Raw genomic sequence first — 15377 nt, 5'->3', positions numbered from 1 at the left:
CCCGGGCTTGTCTCACCGAGCAATCCCGATCGTCGCGGCCGCCAGCCGCATCATGTGCTCGAACACCGTGCGCCTGTCCTCGATCGTGTTGTTGAACTGGCCGAACACCTCGAAGTTGACCCACCCGTACAGCGCGGTCCACGCCGAGACGCCGCGCCAGAGCACGTCGTCGGGCACGCCCGGCATGAGGTCCCGGATCCCGGCCGCCTCCGACTCCAGCTCCGGCGACAGCTCGTCGGCGGGCGGCCGGATCGCGCCGGCCCGCCAGGCGTCGGAGAGAAGGCGGCCCATCACGGCCACGTCGCGCATGCGGGCCTCGATCGTGTCCTGCGGCGCCTGGTAGCCGGGCACGGGAGAGCCGTAGAGGAGCGCGTATTCGTGCGGGTGCGCCACCGCCCAGTCGCGTACCGCGTGGCAGGCCGACATCCACCGGCGCGGGAAGTCGTCCTGCGGGCACACGGCGTCGGCCCGCTCCACGGCCTCGCCAAGCGCGTTGTAGGCGTCGATGATCAGCGCGGTCAGCAGGTCGTCGCGGCTCGGGAAGTAGCGGTAGATGGCCGAGGAGACCATGCCCATCTCGCGCGCGACGGCCCGCAGCGACAGGCCGCCTGCGCCCTCGGTGGCCAGCTGGCGGCGCGCGATGTCGGTGATTTCCCTGGTGAGCTCGGCCCTGACACGTTCTCTGGCAGTACGGCTGGCTGTCATGTACGTCAGGCTATCAGAGCGGTGCCAAAAAACGAGAGCACTGCTCTTGACGACCGGCGCTCTCTTGAGAGAGCATTGCTCTCGCAACCGAGCGACACACTGTGGAGGATCAAGATGCTCGCCAAGAACGCCAACGCCGCCCTGATGTTCTTCCTGGAGCTGGGTGTGCTGGCCTCGGTGGGCTACTGGGGCTTCACCGTGAGCAGCATGTGGGTTGTCAAGCTGCTGGCCGGGCTGGGCGGGCCGGCGCTGTTCATCACCGTGTGGGCGCTGTTCGGCGCAGGGGGTGGCGCGAACGCCACGTTCCCCCTCACCGGCCTGGCCCGCGCCGCGCTGGAGATCCTCTGGTTCGGTGGCGGCGCCGCCGCGCTCTACGCCTCCGGCCTGGTCACCCCGGCCGCCGTCTTCTTCGCCCTTTTCGTCATCAACGCGGTTCTCCGCATCATCTGGAAGCAGGTTTGATCATGAGTAAGCACGTCGTGGTGGGCTCCGGGCAGGTCGGCACGCACCTGGCGAGCAAGCTGGTCGCGCAGGGACACGATGTCACCGTCGTGACGCGCTCGGGCAGCGGCCCCGAAGGGACGGTCAAGGTGGCCGCCGACGTCGCCGACAAGGCCAGGCTGACCGAGATCGCCAAGGGGGCCGACGTCCTCTACAACTGCGTCAACCCGCGCTACCATCGCTGGCTCACCGACTGGCCGCCGATGGCCGAGTCGTTCCTGGCCGCCGCCGAGGCGAGCGGCGCCGTGTACGTGATGCTCGGCAACCTCTACCCGTACGGGCCCGTCACCGGCCCCATGACCGAGGACCTGCCGCTCGCCTCCACCAACCCCAAGGCGCAGGTGCGGGCGAAGATGTGGCGGGACGCGCTGGCCGCGCACGAGGCGGGCCGGATCAGGACGACCGAGGTGCGCGGCTCCGACTACTTCGGTCCGGGCACCAGCGACCAGTCCTACCTGGGCGACCGGTTCCTCGTGCCGCTCAGGGCGGGCAGGACCATCCAGGTGCCCTATCCCCCCGACATGCCGCACAGCTGGACGTACCTGCCCGATGTGGCCGACGCGCTGATCGTGGCCGGCCGCGACGAGCGGGCCTGGGGCCGGCCCTGGCACGTGCCGACCGAGGACCCGCTGAGCTTCCGGGAGCTCGGTGAGCGGATGGCCGCGCTGCTCGGCCTGCCCGCGCCCAGGATGGCGCAGTTGCCGTGGCCGCTGATCAGCTTGGCCGGGCTCTTCTCGCCCATGCTCGGTGAGCTCAAGCACGTCCGCTACCAGTTCACTGCGCCGTACGTGCTCGACTCCTCGGCGTTCCAGCGCGCGTTCGGCGTCGCGCCTACCCCGATCGACGAGGCGCTCAAGGCTACGCTCGAGGCGTGAAGACAGCCATCATCGGCCTGGGTGACATCGCGGAGAAGGCGTACCTCCCCGTACTGGCCGCCCAGCCCGGCCTCGACCTGCACCTCTGCACGCGCAACCAGGCTCGGCTGGACCGCCTCGGCGACACCTACCGCGTCGCCCGGCGCTCCACGAGCGTGGACGAGGTGATCAAGTCGGGGGTCGAGGCGGCGTTCGTGCACGCGGCCACCGACGCGCACCCCCAGATCGTCGAGCCGCTGCTCCGGGCCGGGGTCCACGTCTACGTCGACAAGCCGATCGCCTACACGCTCGAGGAGTCGGAGCGGCTGGTACGGCTGGCCGAGGCCGAGGGGAGGTCACTGATGGTCGGCTTCAACCGGCGGTACGCGCCCGGATATGTCGGACTTGCCGCCCATCCTCGCCACCTCCTCCTGATGGCGAAGAACCGCGACAATCACCCTGACGTGCCCCGTCGGGCGATATTTGATGACTTCATTCACGTGGTGGACACCCTCAGATTCCTCGCCCCAGGCCCCATCGCCGGCACCACGATCCGCACCCGTGTCAAGGACGGCCTGCTCGAGCACGTCGTCCTGGAGCTGTCGGGCGCCGGCTTCACCGCCATCGGCGTCATGAACCGGGTCAGCGGCGCGAGCGAGGAGTCCTGCGAGGCCATGGGCGACGGCGCCAAGCGCCGCGTGATCAACCTCGGCGACGTCGTCGACTACCGGGGTGGCGAGACGCTCGCCCGTCGCCCCGACTGGACGCCGGTGGCCAGGCAGCGCGGCATCGAGCAGGTCTGCTTGGAGTTCCTCGCCGCCGTACGCGACGGCCGCCGGATCGCCGCCGACGACGCCCTGGCCACGCACGCGCTGTGCGAGGAGATCGTCAGCCGGACGGCGTGAGCTGCATCGACTTGTCGGCCTTGGCGAACATCCGCTCGAAGACGGGCGCGCTCAGCCTGGTGAGCACGGTGTACCCCTTCTGGTCCCGCAGCGGGCTGGACGACGACACGACGCCGGCCACCGCGCCCCCGTACAGCGCGGGCCCGCCGCTGCCCCCGGCGGCGGCGTGGCAGTTGCGCGTGACCATCAGCCCGGGCTCCTCGGAGAGCGCCTCGACCGTGTCGGCCACGCACCGGTACATCTGCGTGCCCGGATAGTCCTTGCCGCCGGGGTAGCCGAGCAGCTCGAGCCCGCGCAGCTCCGTGCCCCTGCCGGTGGTCAGACGCGGCAGCCCCCGCCCGGTGACGTCCTCCAGCGGGCGCTTGCGGCGCACGACGCCGACCAGGCCGATGTCGTACGGGAGCAGGTCCGGCGAGTACGGCTGGTTGCGCCACTTGGCCGGCACCCACGTGCGCACGGCCGGCCAGATCCCCATGCGCGGCTCCTGGTCGTAGCCCGGCAGGAAGGCCAGCTGCTTGATCGCCCGCCCGTGCTGGTACAGGCAGTGCGCCGCGGTCAGCACCAGGCTGCGGCTGCGCGAGTTGATCACCGCGCCCCCGCAGAGCACGTTCGTCCGCGTCACGGGGTCGTGGCCGAGCAGCATCCCGGTGAGCCGGCGCGCCCCCGCGTAGGGGCGGGGGACCGGCGCGTAGCCGAGACGGTCGCCGTCGGGGGTCAGGATCCGGGGAACGGGGACGTTGCGTTGCGACACCTCGGCGACGGCGGTGGGGTCGAGCAGGACCAGAGACAGCACCAACCTGAGCACCCTCCCACCTTAGAGCGAAGATGATCAGTGCTCTGACCTGCGACATTAAGCTTTACCCTAACTTGTGCACGGGAAAACCGGCGCGACGGTGAGATCGCCGGGCGGTCGCCGTCGAGGGAACGTGCAGGCATGAATGCACAGAGTGGTCAGGAAATCACTCTGTGCATTGACACTCAATGTAAAAGATTGAATGCTCTCCGTAGGCAGTCCTTTGCTCTCCTGAGCCCTTCCCCCGGAAGGACGCCAGGAGGCCGTCACGAGGAGAAGCATGCAGTCGAAGAGGCTCACCGTCCTCGCCGTCACCGGCGCCGTCCTGGCCGCCACGGCCGGTCTGGGCACGGCCGTCGCCGCCGCCAACACCGAGACCGTGCACTCCGTCCAGGCCAAGGCAGTCCCGCCGGGCTACCAGCTCGTCACTCTCCCGAACGCCAACGTACCGAACTTCCAGCGCCGCACCCTGATGTGCCCCGGCTCCAAGCACGTCCTCGGCGGCGGCGCGGAGGCGCGCGGCAACCGGGCGATCCTCGTCGGATCCTTCCCGACGGATGACGGGCGCGGCTGGATCGCCCTCGGCCGCCAGGACGGTTACAGCGACGTCGGCATCAGCGTCTTCGCCATCTGCGCCGACTAGGGTCACCACGATGCGGCGTCCGGCGGACGCCGACGAGCGCCACGGGCTCGCTGGAGCCGGCAGATGTCGTGGCGGATGAAGAACCCCGCCGGCGCAGGGTCGGGGGCGAGGCGGCGCACGGCAACGTGCGCCGCCTCGCGCGGAGCTAGCGGTCGCAGGCGATGCGCTCCACGGCGACGGCGTGCGCCGTCTCGCGCGGGGCTAGCGGTCGCAGGCGACGCGCTCGACGGCGACGGCGTGCGCCGTCTCGCGCGGGGCTAGCGGTCGCAGGCGACGCGCTCGACGGCGACGGCGTGCGCCGCCTCCCGGAGGGTCAGGCCGCGCGCGGTGGCGAGCGACCTCACCTCGATGAACGCGTCGTGCATGCGGTCGTGGAGCCGGGCGTCGAACTCGGCGTTGCTCCACGAGCCGGCCTGGGCGTTCCGCACCCACTCCAGGTGGGACACAATCACCCCGCCCGCACCCGCGAGGATGTCGGGCACGACCGTGGCGCCGTTCGCGGCCAGGATCTCGTCGGCCTCCGGAGTCGTGGGGCCGTTGGCGGCCTCCACGATCAGGCGGGCGCGCACCCGGGGCGCGTTGACCTCGGTGACCGCGCCTTCCAGCGCCGCCAGGACGAGGACGTCCACGTCCAGCTCCAGCAGGTCGTCGCGGTGCAGGGCGTCGGCGTCGCGGTAGCCGGACACGCCCCCGGACTCGGCGCTCCACGCGCGCAGGCCGTCGAGGTCGAGGCCGCCGCCCGCGTACACCGCGCCGGAGGCGTCGGAGACGGCCACCACCTTGGCGCCCGCCTCGGCGAGGTAGTGGGCGACCCGTGCGCCCACCTTGCCGAAGCCCTGCACGGCCACGGTCAGCCCTATGGGGGAGCCGCCGAGCGCGGACAGCGCGGCGATCCGCGCGCCCCGCGCGGTCGCGTCGTCGAGCGTCATGATGCTCGCGCCCGGCGCCCAGTAGCCGGAGTCGAGCCGGTAGGTGTCGCGGATCCAGGCCATGGTCCGCTCGTCGGTCCCGGCGTCCGGGACGGGGACCTCCTTCTCCGGGCCTGCCAGCGGCAGGATCTCGGCGGCGTAGCGGCGGGTGAGCCGCTCCAGCTCACGGGCGGTGAGCGCGGCCGGGTCGGCGGCCACGCCGCCCATGGCGCCGCCGTACGGGATGCCGGCCAGCGCGCACTTCCACGTCATCCACATCGCGAGCGCGGTGACCTCGTGGAGATCGGTGCCGGGATGAAACCGGAGGCCGCCCTTGGCGGGGCCGCGTGAGACGTTGTGCTGGACGCGGAACCCCTGGACCACCTGCACACGGCCGTCCTCGCGCCGCACCGGGACCGCGACGGCCATGGAGCGGCGGGGCGTGGCCAGCATCGTGTGGGTCTCGTCGTCGAGCCCGAGGTGCTCGACGGCGCGGGCGAGCTGGTGGAGAGCGGAGTCGAGGGCCTGGCGGCCCGGGGTGATCAGGGCCGGCGTCTTTGACGGCACCATGATGCTCATGGAAGCGAGTCCTCCTGTGAAGTGCGCCCTATTTGCAGGGAAAGCGCCATTGCCTTCCCCCTGTGGGCGCTATTGTCTCGATCATCCTAGGGTGGGGTGTTTGGCCGTGCCTAGTCGTCGGTGAAATCCCGGCCGCCGATCGAGGTGCTGTGGACCGTGCCACTCTGGCAGGCTTGCGTCCCGTAAACGTGCCGAATCGTCAAAATCTCGGGGGGTGAGATGCCCGCACTCGTGATGGGGCCGATGCTGCGGTACGTGGACTCCGTCAGCGCCTCGATCTGGGTGGAGACCGCCGATCCCTGCACGGTCACCATCGAAGCGGACGGTAGGTCTTACCGGTCGCCTACCTTCACCGTGCACGGTCACCACTATGCGATCGTGGATCTCGTTGAGCTCACTCAGGATATCGGTTCCTATTCCGTGAGACTCGACGGGGAGGAGGTATGGCCCCTGGCGGGTCGCCCGCCGAGCCGGATCCGGCTGCTGCCCGCCGACGGCGCGCGCAGGCTGGCGTTCGGCTCGTGCCGCGCCAGCGTGGCGCACGACGCGGCGCACGTCCTGACGCACGGCGCCGACGTGCTGCGTGCGTACGGCGGCCACCTCGCGACGGCGGCCGACGAGGAGTGGCCCGACCTGCTGCTGCTCATCGGCGACCAGGTCTACGCCGACAGCCCCTCGCCCGAGATGCTCGACTACATCAGGACCCGCAGGAGCACGGAGCCGCAGGACGAGATCGCCGACTTCGAGGAGTACGCCGAGCTCTACCGCCTGGCCTGGACGGACCCGGAGATCCGCTGGCTGCTGTCGACCGTGCCGAGCGCGATGATCTTCGACGACCACGACGTACGCGACGACTGGAACACTTCGCAGCCCTGGCGCGAGCAGATGGCCGCGACGCAGTGGTGGCACCGCCGGGTGGTCTCGGCGCTCGGGGCGTACTGGGTCTACCAGCACCTCGGCAACCTCTCACCGGCCGAGCGCGCGGAGGATCCGCTGCTGCGCGAGCTGATGGAGGGCGGCGACGGCGGCGCGGCCCTCGACGCGTTCGCCGAGAAGGCGGACGCCGAGCCGACCAGCAACCGCTGGAGCTACGCCCGCGACCTTGGGAGCGCCCGCCTGATCATGGTCGACACCAGGTGCGCCAGGCAGCTGACGCCCGGCGACCGCCGGATGCTCGACGCGGAGGAGTGGGCCTGGCTCGAGGAGCAGGTCGCCGCTCCCGCCGAGCGGCTGGTCATCGGCTCGTCCATCCCGTTCATGCTCCCCGAGGGCGTGCACCTGGTGCAGAACTGGAACGAGGCCCTGTGCGACGGCAGGTGGGGAGAGCTCGTGCGGCGGTGGTCGGAGAGTTTCCGGCAGGCCCTCGACCTGGAGCACTGGGCGGCCTTCCGGCGCTCGTTCGACGACCTGGCCAGGCTCCTGGTGAGGCTCGGCAAGCCGGTGCTGATCCTGTCGGGCGACGTCCACTACTCCTATCTGGCCAAGGCGAGCGCCGGGCCGATCTACCAGATCGTCTGCTCGCCGATCCGCAACCCGCTCAGCCGCCTGCTGCGCTGGGCCAACGTGTTCACCCAGTTCAGGATCGCGACGCTGGTGGGCGGCCTGCTGGCGCGGTCGGCGGGCATCCCGCGGCCGCCGTTCCGGTGGCGGGTCACCAAGGGGCCCTGGTTCCAGAACGCGCTGGCCACGCTGACCTTCCCCGACGAGGTGGCCTGGTACGAGTCCGACGGCGACTCCGTGGCTCCGATCGACTCCGTCCGTCTACGCTGATCGGATGCTTGACGACAGATATGCCGTCGCCGTGCCGTTCTACGACCTTTGGCACGGCGACGGGCACGTTCCCGTGGTGGGTGAGCTGCTTCCCCCGCTGCTGAAGGGGGTGCGGCGCAGCGTGATCGAGATCGGCGCGGGTACCGGGCTGATCACCGAGCTGATCGCCAGGGAGACGCCGGCCGAGATCTACGCCGTCGAGCCGTCGCTGGGCATGCGCTCGGTCCTCCTCTCCCGCCTGTCGTCGGATCCCGGCCTGCTGCGCCGCGTGACCGTCCTCCCGTACGGCGCCCTGGACGTGGAGGTGGACGAGCCGGTCGAGGCGGTCGTGATGATCTCGGTGCTGCAGAGCTTCCCGGCCGAACAGCGGGCCGAGCTGTGGCGGGTGCTGGCCAGGCAGCTGGAGCCGGGCGGGCGGCTGGTGTTCAACTGGCGCGAGCGGGCCCTGCCCGAGCCGGGGGGCCTGGAGGTCATGGACTCGTACCAGGTGGGCAGGCACGCGTACGAGATCGCGGGGCAGGTGCTGGAGGTCGCGGGCGAGAGCGTCACCTCGCGCTTCGTCTACCGGATCCGGCAGCGCGGCGTGACCATCAGCGAGGACGAGATGGTCGTCACCAACCACTGGCCCGCCAGGGAACGGCTGGTGGCGGAGCTGGAGGCGGCCGGGTTCGTCGCGGACGCGGCGCCCGAGGGCATGGAGGCGTGGCAGCGGGCGAAATAGTGGGAACCGGGCTCCGGCATGCGGCCAACAACAGGGTGACCGCATGAGAGAGGACCGGCAGAGTGGTGGGTGTTCAGGATGCGCCTGAGACGCTGGATGACTCGACCCTGATCGGGCATTCGCTCGACGACCCGGAGAGCTTCGCGGCGCTGTTCGACCGGCATGCCGACGAGATCCACAGGTATGCGGCCCGGCGTCTCGGAGCGGAGCTGGCCGACGACGTGACGGGGGAGGTGTTCCTGGTCGCGTTCCGGGGGCGGGCGCGTTACGACCGCTCCTGGCCGGACGCCAGGCCCTGGCTGTACGGCATCGCGACCAAGGTCGTCGCCCAGCACCGCAGGGCGGAGCGGCGGCGCACCACGGCCATGGCCAAGGTGAGCGTGGAGCGCCCCGGCACGTTCGACGAGCGCAGCGCCGACCGGGTGACCGCCGAGCAGCTCCAGCCGAGGCTGGCCAGGGCGCTGACCCGGCTCAGCGCGGGCGAGCGCGACCTGCTGCTGCTCGTGGCCTGGGGAGACCTGACGTACGAGGACGCCGCGCTCGCGTTGGGCGTGCCTGTCGGCACCGTCAGGTCCAGGCTCCACCGGCTCCGCGCGAAGGTGCGCAGGGCGCTCGGCGGCATCGATCCCTACGCGACAGAGGAGCCCCAGCGTGGATGAGCAGAGCAGGGACGAGGACGAGATCCGCATGTTCGCCGACGGCAGGCCGGCCGTGCCGCCGTTCGGGGCGGAGGCGAGGGCCAGGGCGCGGCAGCGGCTGCTGGCGGAGGCGCGTGGCGGGGGCCGCTTTCGCCTGCCCAGGTTCGGGTGGCAGGCCGCGGCCGCGTTCGGGGCCACGGTCGTCCTGGTCGGCGGCGTGGCAGTGGCCCTGTCGAACCAGGGGCGGGGCGGCACGAACCCCGCCGCCTCGGTGACCCAGTCGGTCGACGTGGCGTCGTCCGACGAGTTGAGCCCCCGGCCCGGCCAGTACATCGAGATCGAGTCCGACACGATGTACGGCTCGTTCTTGATCGGAAAGAAGGGCGTGGACGCGCGTTACCTCTACCGGACGCACCGGAAGATCTGGCAGTCGGTGGACGGGACGGCGGACGGCCTGCTGCTGATCGAGGGCCGCGAGCCCCAGCCGTGGCCGGGCAGGGCGCTGCCGAAGGAGGCCAAGGACTGGAAGGGCTCCGAGTGGTACGCGCTGCCGGTCTGCGAAGGGGCGCAGGGCAATCGCCGGACCGATTACGCCTACCTGAGCACCCTGCCGACGGATGCCGCCGAGATGCGGGCGAGTCTCTACGAGATGAGCAAGTTGTACGTGAGCGACGGCAAGGGCGTGGACGGCGACCGGGCCGCGTTCGACCACGTGAGGGACCTGGTCAGGGAGACGTACATGCCGAAGGCGCAGCGTGACGCGCTCTTCGAGGCGGCCAGGACGATTCCCGGCATCCAGGTGGCCGAGGGCGTGGCGGACGCGGCGGGCCGCAAGGGGGTGGCGCTCGGGCAGGTGGACCCGCAGGGCATCCTCAGGCAGGTCATCTTCGACCCGATCACGCACCTGTTCATGGGGGAGCGGAGCACGGTCGTGGACGAGAAGCGCGCTCAGGCCCCCAAGGACAGCGTGCTGGCGCTGACGTCCCAGCTGAAGGTCTCGGTGGTGGACGAGCTGCCGCAGGCGAAGGTACGGGGCGGGGACACCTCCTGCGTCAGCGCCACTCTCGAGGCCACCCCGAGCCCGTCGGGCACCGTCACACCGGCGCCGGCGCCGAGCGAGGACGCCGTGACGCAGACGCTGGAGCCTCTGCCGACCATGACGGTCACGCTGGATCCCGAAACCGGAGCCGTGCAGGAACCGGAGCCGGCGGTCACGGTGACAGTGACCGCGCCGCCGCCGACGAAGTGACACTCGCGGAAAAGGGCCCGGCCGCGTACGGCCGGGCCCTTCCTCAGGACTGGCTGAACTCGTAAAGAGCGTCGGAGAGCTGGTTCACGGCCCAGACGAGGTCGTCCTCGGAGACGACGATCGGCGGGGCGAGCCGGATGGTGGAGCCGTGCGTGTCCTTGGCCAGGACGCTTCTCGCCATCAGCGCCTTGGACACCTCCCGCCCCGTGGCCAGCTCGGGGTCGATGTCCACGCCCGCCCACAGCCCGCGTCCGCGCACCTCGACCACCCCCTTGCCGATCAGCTCGCGCAGCCGGGTGTGCAGCACCTCGCCCAGCTTGGCGGCCCTGGCCTGGAACTCGCCGGTGTTGAGCAACTCGATGACCGCGATGCCGACCGCGCAGGCCAGCGGGTTGCCGCCGAACGTGGACCCGTGCTGGCCGGGGTGGATGACCCCGAGCACGTCGCGGTTGGCGGCGATGGCCGAGACCGGTACGACGCCGCCGCCCAGCGCCTTGCCCAGGACGTAGATGTCGGGCACGACACCCTCGTAGTCGCAGGCGAACGTCTGCCCGGTCCGCCCCAGCCCCGACTGCACCTCGTCGGCGATCATCAGGATGCCCTGGGCGGAGCAGAACTCCCGGATCTCGCCCAGGTACCCGTCAGGCGGCACCAGCACCCCGGCCTCGCCCTGGATCGGCTCGACCAGGACCGCGACCGTGTTCGCGTCGGCGGCCCGCCTGATGGCCTCGGCGGAGCCGTACGGCACGAGCCGGAAGCCCGGCGTGTACGGGCCGAAGTTGTCGTGTGCCTCCGGGTCCGTGGAGAAGCTCACGATCGTGGTGGTGCGGCCGTGGAAGTTGCCCTCCATCACGATGATGTTCGCCTGGTCGGGCTCCACGCCCTTGACCTCGTAGCCCCATTTGCGGGCCACCTTGATGGCGGTCTCGACGGCCTCGGCCCCGGTGTTCATGGGCAGGATCAGGTCCTTGCCCGTGAGGTCGCCGAGCCCGGCGCAGAACTGCGCGAACTGGTCGTGGTAGAAGGCGCGGCTGGTCAGGGTCAGGTTCTTGAGCTGCTCCTGGGCGGCCTCGATGATCTTCGGATGGCCGTGGCCGAAGTTGAGCGAGGAGTAGCCGGACAGGCAGTCCAGATACCGCTTGCCCTCGACGTCGGTGACCCAGGCGCCGTGCGCCTCACGGATCACGACGGGCAGTGGATGGTAGTTGTGCGCGCTGCGGCGCTCGCTCATCTCGATGAGCTCTGCGCTGGTGGTCATGGTCAGTTCTCCCCCCTGATCTCCAGTGTGCAGCACTTGGGCCCCCCGCCCGCCTTGCGCAGCTCCGACAGGTCGACCGGGATGACCTCGTAACCGCGCCGCTTGAGCTCCAGTTGGAGGTTCGACGCCTCGGCGTTGATGATCACGTTCCGGCCGTCGCTGACCGCGTTCAGGCCGAGCACCTCGGCGTCCTCGGCGGTCGCGAGCACCGCATCGGGGAACAGCCCGCGCAGCACCTTCCTGCTGCCCTCGGAGAAGGCCTCCGGGTAGTACGCGACGTTGCGGCCGTCAAGCGGGAACAGCGCCGTGTCGAGGTGGTAGAAGCGCGGGTCCACCAGCTTCAGGGTGATCACCGGGCGGCCCAGGTACTCCTGCGCCTCCTGGTGGGCGACCACGTCGGTGCGGAAGCCCGTTCCGGCCAGGATGACCTCGTCGAGCGTGAGGAAGTCGCCCTCGCCCTCGTTGACGTGGCCGGGCTCGTGCGCCGGGTAGCCGCGCTCGGTGAACCACCGCAGGTAGGCGGGGCCCTCGGGGCCGCGCTCGGGGTGGGCGAAGCGGGCGCCGTAGACGCGGCCGTCCACGACCAGCGCGCCGTTGGCCGCGAAGACCATGTCGGGCAGGCCCTCGATCGGGTCGATCAGGCTCACCTTGTGCCCGAGCTCCTCGTACGCCGCCTTCAGACCCTCCCACTGCCGGACCGCCACGTCGCGGTCCGCGCCGGCCTCGGGATGCATCCACGGGTTGATCGCGTACTCGACCGTGAAGTACTCCGGACGGCACATCAGGAAGTGTTTGGGCATGCAGCTCTCCGTCGAGGTTTATGGATGGATGTCCAGATAGGAGGGGACGGAGACAGCCTAAGAATGCGTGTTTATGCAGGCCAAGTGTTTGGCATTGCGTGTTGGCGCGGGTCTGTTGCGTGTGTCAGTGCGCGGGACGCGATCCGTTGCGCGGCTCCGGCACTGCGGCGCCCGGAGGGGTGTCCACCAGCCGCGACAGCACGATGGAGCTCTTGGTCCGCACCACGAACGCCTCCGCCGCGATGCGCTCGATCACCCGCTCCACGTGGCGCACGTCCGTGGCCCGGATGTGCAGCAGCGCGTCCGCCTCGCCGGTGATCGTGGCCGCCGCCACCACCTCGGGGAACTTGGCGACGGCCAGCGCGATGTCCGAGGGCTTGGTCTTGCCCTGGCAGAACAGCTCGACGTACGCCTCGGTGGTCCAGCCGAGCGCCTGCGGCGCCACCCTCGCGCTGAACCCGGTGATCGCCCCCGTCTCGCGCAGCCGGTCGACCCGCCGCTTCACGGCCGACGCGCTCAGCCCGACGTGATGGCCGATGTCGGCGTAGGTCGCGCGCGCGTCGTCCACGAGTGCCGCGATGATGTCACGATCGAGCCGGTCCAGTTCCACGCGCCTTGTATACCGCCTGGCCAGGCTGGCGCGCGACGAGCGGCACGCGGGAAACTGGGCGTGCTGACAGTCATCGGAAGGTATCCGCCAGAATGAGCACCACCAGCTTCCCCGAGGGTTTCGTGTGGGGAGTTTCGACGTCCGCCTTTCAGATCGAGGGGGCCACGTCCGCCGACGGCCGCGGGCCGTCCGTATGGGACGTCTTCTCCGCCGACCGCGCCGAGGCGTGCGACCATTACCACCGCCATTCCGAGGACGTGCGGTTGATGAAAGACCTCGGAATGGCCGCCTACCGGTTCTCGGTGAGCTGGCCGCGGATTTTCCCCGAGGGCTCGGGAAAGGTGAACGAGGCCGGGCTCGACTTTTACGACCGATTGGTCGACGAACTGCTCGCGGCCGGCATCGCGCCTTATGCGACCCTTTATCACTGGGACCTGCCGCAGGCGCTCGAAATGATCGGCGGCTGGCCGGTCCGTGACACCGCCCGCCGTTTCGCCGATTACGCCGCGGCGGTTCACGACCGGCTCGGGGACCGGGTCGACACCTGGTTCACGCTGAACGAGCCCTGGGTGGCGGCCTTCCTGGGATACGGCTCCGGCGTGCACGCGCCGGGCCGGAAATCGGCCGCGGACGCGTTCAGGAGCGCCCACCACATGCTGCTCGCGCACGGCCTGGCCACGCAGGCCCTGCGCTCGGCCGGGGCCACGAGGGTCGGTCCGGTGCTCAACATCTCGCCCGTCATGACGCCCGCCCAGGTGAGCGAGCTCGGCAGGGAGCTGTCGGAGGAGGACGCCGAGGCCGTGGCCAGGATCGACGCGCTGGCCAACCGGCAGTTCCTGGAGCCGATGCTGCGCGGCTCGTACCCCGCCGAGTTACTGCCCATCATCGAGCGGCACGGCGGTCTGGAGCACATCCACGACGGCGACCTCGACACCATCGCCCAGCCCGTGGACCTGCTCGGGGTCAATTACTACACCCCGCTGGTGGTGCAGGCGCAGCCCAGCGAGACCGCCGACCCGGCCTTTCCAGGAAGCGCGGGCGTGCTGTTCTGCACGGTGCCCACGGCGGTCACCGCGATGGGCTGGCCGATCGTGCCCAACTGCCTTTCGCTGCTGCTGGGCCGCCTTTCCCGGGAATATCCCGGACTCGATCTGATGGTCACCGAGAACGGTGCCGACTTCGTCGACACGGTGACCGCCGACGGCATTCACGACGTCGACCGCATCAGTTTCATAGAAGAACATCTGCGCGCCCTTTCGTCCGCCGTCGCGGACGGCGCCCGGGTCCGCGGATATCTCGTGTGGACCCTGCTCGACAACCTCGAATGGTCCGACGGCTACCAGCGGAAGTTCGGCCTCGTGCACGTCGATTTCGCCACCCAGCGCAGACGGCTGAAGGACAGCGCGCTGTGGTACCGCGACGTCATCCGCCGCAACGGCCTCGCCGAGACCCGTCCCAAGCGGCCCACGCTCGAAACCGTCGCCGCCCGCGCCGGCGTCTCCAGGGCCACGGTCTCGCGCGTCGTCAACGGCGAGGCGGCGGTGAGCGCGGACGTCCGCACGGCGGTGATGCGGGCCGTCAAGGAGCTCGGCTACGTGCCCAACGCCGCCGCCCGCAGCCTGGTCACCCGGCGCACCAACGCGATCGCCCTGGTCCTGTCCGTCCCCAGGCAGGGGGACTCGCTCACGGCCGCCGTGGTCCAGTACGTCACCAGCATGCTGGAGGGCGCGGGCAAGCAGATCACGCTCATGCTCGCCGACACGGCCGAGAGCCACCGGCGCATCGTCCAGCAGGCGGAGGCCCGGCTGGTGGACGGGGTCGTGCTGCTGCCGCCCGACCGGTCCGACACGCTCGCCGAGCGGCTCTCGCGCACCGGCGTGCCGATCGTGCTGCTGGGCAAGCCGGCCGTCACCTCGCTGGTGCCGTACGTGGACGTGGACAACGCCGGCGGCGCCGAGACCGCCACCCAGCACCTCCTCGCGCGGGGGCGGCGCCGCATCGGCATGATCTGCGGTCCCATGGACCTGGTGTCCGTACAGGACCGCCTGGCCGGGCACCGCGCGGCGCTGCACCGTGCGGGCCTGCAGCCGCTGCTGGCCCTCGCGGACCTCACCCGGGCCTCCGGCGCGGCGGCCGGCCGGCAGCTGCTCGGCGACGACCCGGGCCTGGACGCGATCTTCGCCGCCACCGACCAGCTCGCCATCGGCGCGCTGCAGGCCGCGCGGGAGGCGGGGCGGCGGGTGCCCGAGGACCTGGCGATCGTGGGCTTCGACGACATCGACGCCGCCTCGGCCACCACGCCGGGACTGACCACCGTGCGGGTCCCGCTGGCGGACCAGGCGCTGGCCCTGGCGCGGCTGCTGCTGTCCCGGCTGGAGGGCCGCCACACGACGTCGGTCGTGCTGCCGACCCGGCTGGTGGTCAGGGAGTCCACCTGAGCACG

General features: G+C 70.8%; 16 protein-coding genes. 9 read left to right on the top strand and 7 right to left on the bottom strand.

The genetic code is table 11. The annotated features are described in order from the left end of the window. Window positions 1-12 precede the first annotated feature (12 nt). Window positions 13-705 (bottom strand): TetR/AcrR family transcriptional regulator, encoded by a 693-nt coding sequence (locus tag AB0H84_RS22735; protein WP_357607343.1) that lies wholly within the window; start codon window positions 703-705, stop codon window positions 13-15. Window positions 706-819: 114 nt separating this feature from the next. Here AB0H84_RS22735 and AB0H84_RS22730 point away from each other — a divergent pair, with 114 nt between their 5' ends. The 3 genes from AB0H84_RS22730 to AB0H84_RS22720 are packed head-to-tail and all read left to right on the top strand — an operon-like array spanning window position 820 to window position 2965. Further along, entirely contained in the window at window positions 820-1167 is a 348-nt protein-coding gene (locus tag AB0H84_RS22730) for a YrdB family protein (RefSeq protein ID WP_357607340.1), read from the top strand. Window positions 1168-1169: 2 nt separating this feature from the next. Further along, window positions 1170-2081 (top strand): NAD-dependent epimerase/dehydratase family protein, encoded by a 912-nt coding sequence (locus AB0H84_RS22725; RefSeq protein WP_357607337.1) that lies wholly within the window; start codon window positions 1170-1172, stop codon window positions 2079-2081. Beyond that, window positions 2078-2965 carry a Gfo/Idh/MocA family oxidoreductase gene (locus tag AB0H84_RS22720; protein WP_357607334.1) on the top strand — a complete coding sequence of 296 codons (888 nt, stop codon included), beginning with the start codon at window positions 2078-2080 and terminating at the stop codon, window positions 2963-2965. Before AB0H84_RS22725 ends, AB0H84_RS22720 begins: the two co-directional genes overlap by 4 nt. Here the strand turns inward: AB0H84_RS22720 and AB0H84_RS22715 are convergent. Further along, window positions 2949-3770, bottom strand: a complete 822-nt coding sequence (locus AB0H84_RS22715) for a trypsin-like serine protease (RefSeq protein WP_357607331.1) — start codon at window positions 3768-3770, stop codon at window positions 2949-2951. The two genes, AB0H84_RS22720 and AB0H84_RS22715, sit on opposite strands and share 17 nt — an antisense overlap. A gap of 268 nt (window positions 3771-4038) precedes the next feature. On the opposite strand from AB0H84_RS22715, the gene AB0H84_RS22710 reads away from it, so the two are divergent. Then, the gene (locus AB0H84_RS22710) at window positions 4039-4401 is read left to right on the top strand and encodes a hypothetical protein (protein WP_357607328.1); all 363 of its coding nucleotides are present in this window, start codon (window positions 4039-4041) and stop codon (window positions 4399-4401) included. A 257-nt stretch (window positions 4402-4658) separates the two neighbouring features. Here the strand turns inward: AB0H84_RS22710 and AB0H84_RS22705 are convergent, their stop codons facing one another. After that, on the bottom strand, window positions 4659-5888 hold the full coding sequence (locus tag AB0H84_RS22705) for a Glu/Leu/Phe/Val dehydrogenase (protein WP_357607325.1): 1230 nt from the start codon (window positions 5886-5888) through the stop codon (window positions 4659-4661). 110 nt (window positions 5889-5998) lie between these two features. Further along, complete coding sequence (locus tag AB0H84_RS22700) at window positions 5999-6202, bottom strand: hypothetical protein (RefSeq protein WP_357607323.1); 204 nt, start codon at window positions 6200-6202, stop codon at window positions 5999-6001. Window positions 6203-6308: 106 nt separating this feature from the next. Between AB0H84_RS22700 and AB0H84_RS22695 the strand changes: the two genes are divergently transcribed. From AB0H84_RS22695 to AB0H84_RS22680, 4 genes are all read left to right on the top strand, one after another. Continuing rightward, the gene (locus AB0H84_RS22695) at window positions 6309-7658 is read left to right on the top strand and encodes an alkaline phosphatase D family protein (protein WP_357607320.1); all 1350 of its coding nucleotides are present in this window, start codon (window positions 6309-6311) and stop codon (window positions 7656-7658) included. A 4-nt stretch (window positions 7659-7662) separates the two neighbouring features. After that, window positions 7663-8379, top strand: coding sequence for a class I SAM-dependent methyltransferase (locus AB0H84_RS22690; protein ID WP_357607317.1), 717 nt, complete (start codon window positions 7663-7665; stop codon window positions 8377-8379). 65 nt (window positions 8380-8444) lie between these two features. Beyond that, window positions 8445-9038, top strand: a complete 594-nt coding sequence (locus AB0H84_RS22685) for an RNA polymerase sigma factor (RefSeq protein WP_357607314.1) — start codon at window positions 8445-8447, stop codon at window positions 9036-9038. Then, window positions 9031-10266 (top strand): CU044_5270 family protein, encoded by a 1236-nt coding sequence (locus AB0H84_RS22680; protein WP_357607312.1) that lies wholly within the window; start codon window positions 9031-9033, stop codon window positions 10264-10266. The genes AB0H84_RS22685 and AB0H84_RS22680 overlap by 8 nt, the downstream gene beginning before the upstream one ends. Window positions 10267-10309: 43 nt before the next feature. On the opposite strand, the gene rocD is transcribed toward AB0H84_RS22680, so the two are convergent. The 3 genes from rocD to AB0H84_RS22665 form a co-directional block, all read right to left on the bottom strand. After that, the gene (gene rocD / locus AB0H84_RS22675; RefSeq protein WP_357607309.1) at window positions 10310-11524 is read right to left on the bottom strand and encodes an ornithine--oxo-acid transaminase; all 1215 of its coding nucleotides are present in this window, start codon (window positions 11522-11524) and stop codon (window positions 10310-10312) included. A gap of 2 nt (window positions 11525-11526) precedes the next feature. Further along, the gene (gene ddaH / locus AB0H84_RS22670; RefSeq protein WP_357607306.1) at window positions 11527-12324 is read right to left on the bottom strand and encodes a dimethylargininase; all 798 of its coding nucleotides are present in this window, start codon (window positions 12322-12324) and stop codon (window positions 11527-11529) included. 124 nt (window positions 12325-12448) lie between these two features. After that, window positions 12449-12934, bottom strand: coding sequence for an Lrp/AsnC family transcriptional regulator (locus AB0H84_RS22665; RefSeq protein WP_357607303.1), 486 nt, complete (start codon window positions 12932-12934; stop codon window positions 12449-12451). 92 nt (window positions 12935-13026) lie between these two features. On the opposite strand from AB0H84_RS22665, the gene AB0H84_RS22660 reads away from it, so the two are divergent. Then, on the top strand, window positions 13027-15372 hold the full coding sequence (locus tag AB0H84_RS22660; RefSeq protein ID WP_357607301.1) for a GH1 family beta-glucosidase: 2346 nt from the start codon (window positions 13027-13029) through the stop codon (window positions 15370-15372). Window positions 15373-15377 lie beyond the last annotated feature (5 nt).

It is taken from the genome of Nonomuraea sp. NPDC050786 (assembly GCF_040654115.1).
Classification (GTDB): domain Bacteria; phylum Actinomycetota; class Actinomycetes; order Streptosporangiales; family Streptosporangiaceae; genus Nonomuraea.
The sequence above is the reverse complement of the archived record's forward strand: the minus strand, read 5'-3'. Positions and strand labels throughout refer to the sequence as shown.

Bases quoted from the DNA above. Each gene is read 5' to 3' on its own strand.
- AB0H84_RS22705 (WP_357607325.1), bottom strand. From the start codon at position 5,888: ATGAGCATCATGGTGCCGTCAAAGACGCCGGCCCTGATCACCCCGGGC.
- AB0H84_RS22735 (WP_357607343.1), bottom strand. From the start codon at position 705: ATGACAGCCAGCCGTACTGCCAGAGAACGTGTCAGGGCCGAGCTCACC.
- AB0H84_RS22700 (WP_357607323.1), bottom strand. From the start codon at position 6,202: ATGGTGACCGTGCAGGGATCGGCGGTCTCCACCCAGATCGAGGCGCTG.
- rocD (WP_357607309.1), bottom strand. From the start codon at position 11,524: ATGACCACCAGCGCAGAGCTCATCGAGATGAGCGAGCGCCGCAGCGCG.
- AB0H84_RS22690 (WP_357607317.1), top strand. From the start codon at position 7,663: ATGCTTGACGACAGATATGCCGTCGCCGTGCCGTTCTACGACCTTTGG.
- AB0H84_RS22660 (WP_357607301.1), top strand. From the start codon at position 13,027: ATGAGCACCACCAGCTTCCCCGAGGGTTTCGTGTGGGGAGTTTCGACG.
- AB0H84_RS22710 (WP_357607328.1), top strand. From the start codon at position 4,039: ATGCAGTCGAAGAGGCTCACCGTCCTCGCCGTCACCGGCGCCGTCCTG.
- AB0H84_RS22730 (WP_357607340.1), top strand. From the start codon at position 820: ATGCTCGCCAAGAACGCCAACGCCGCCCTGATGTTCTTCCTGGAGCTG.
- AB0H84_RS22725 (WP_357607337.1), top strand. From the start codon at position 1,170: ATGAGTAAGCACGTCGTGGTGGGCTCCGGGCAGGTCGGCACGCACCTG.
- ddaH (WP_357607306.1), bottom strand. From the start codon at position 12,324: ATGCCCAAACACTTCCTGATGTGCCGTCCGGAGTACTTCACGGTCGAG.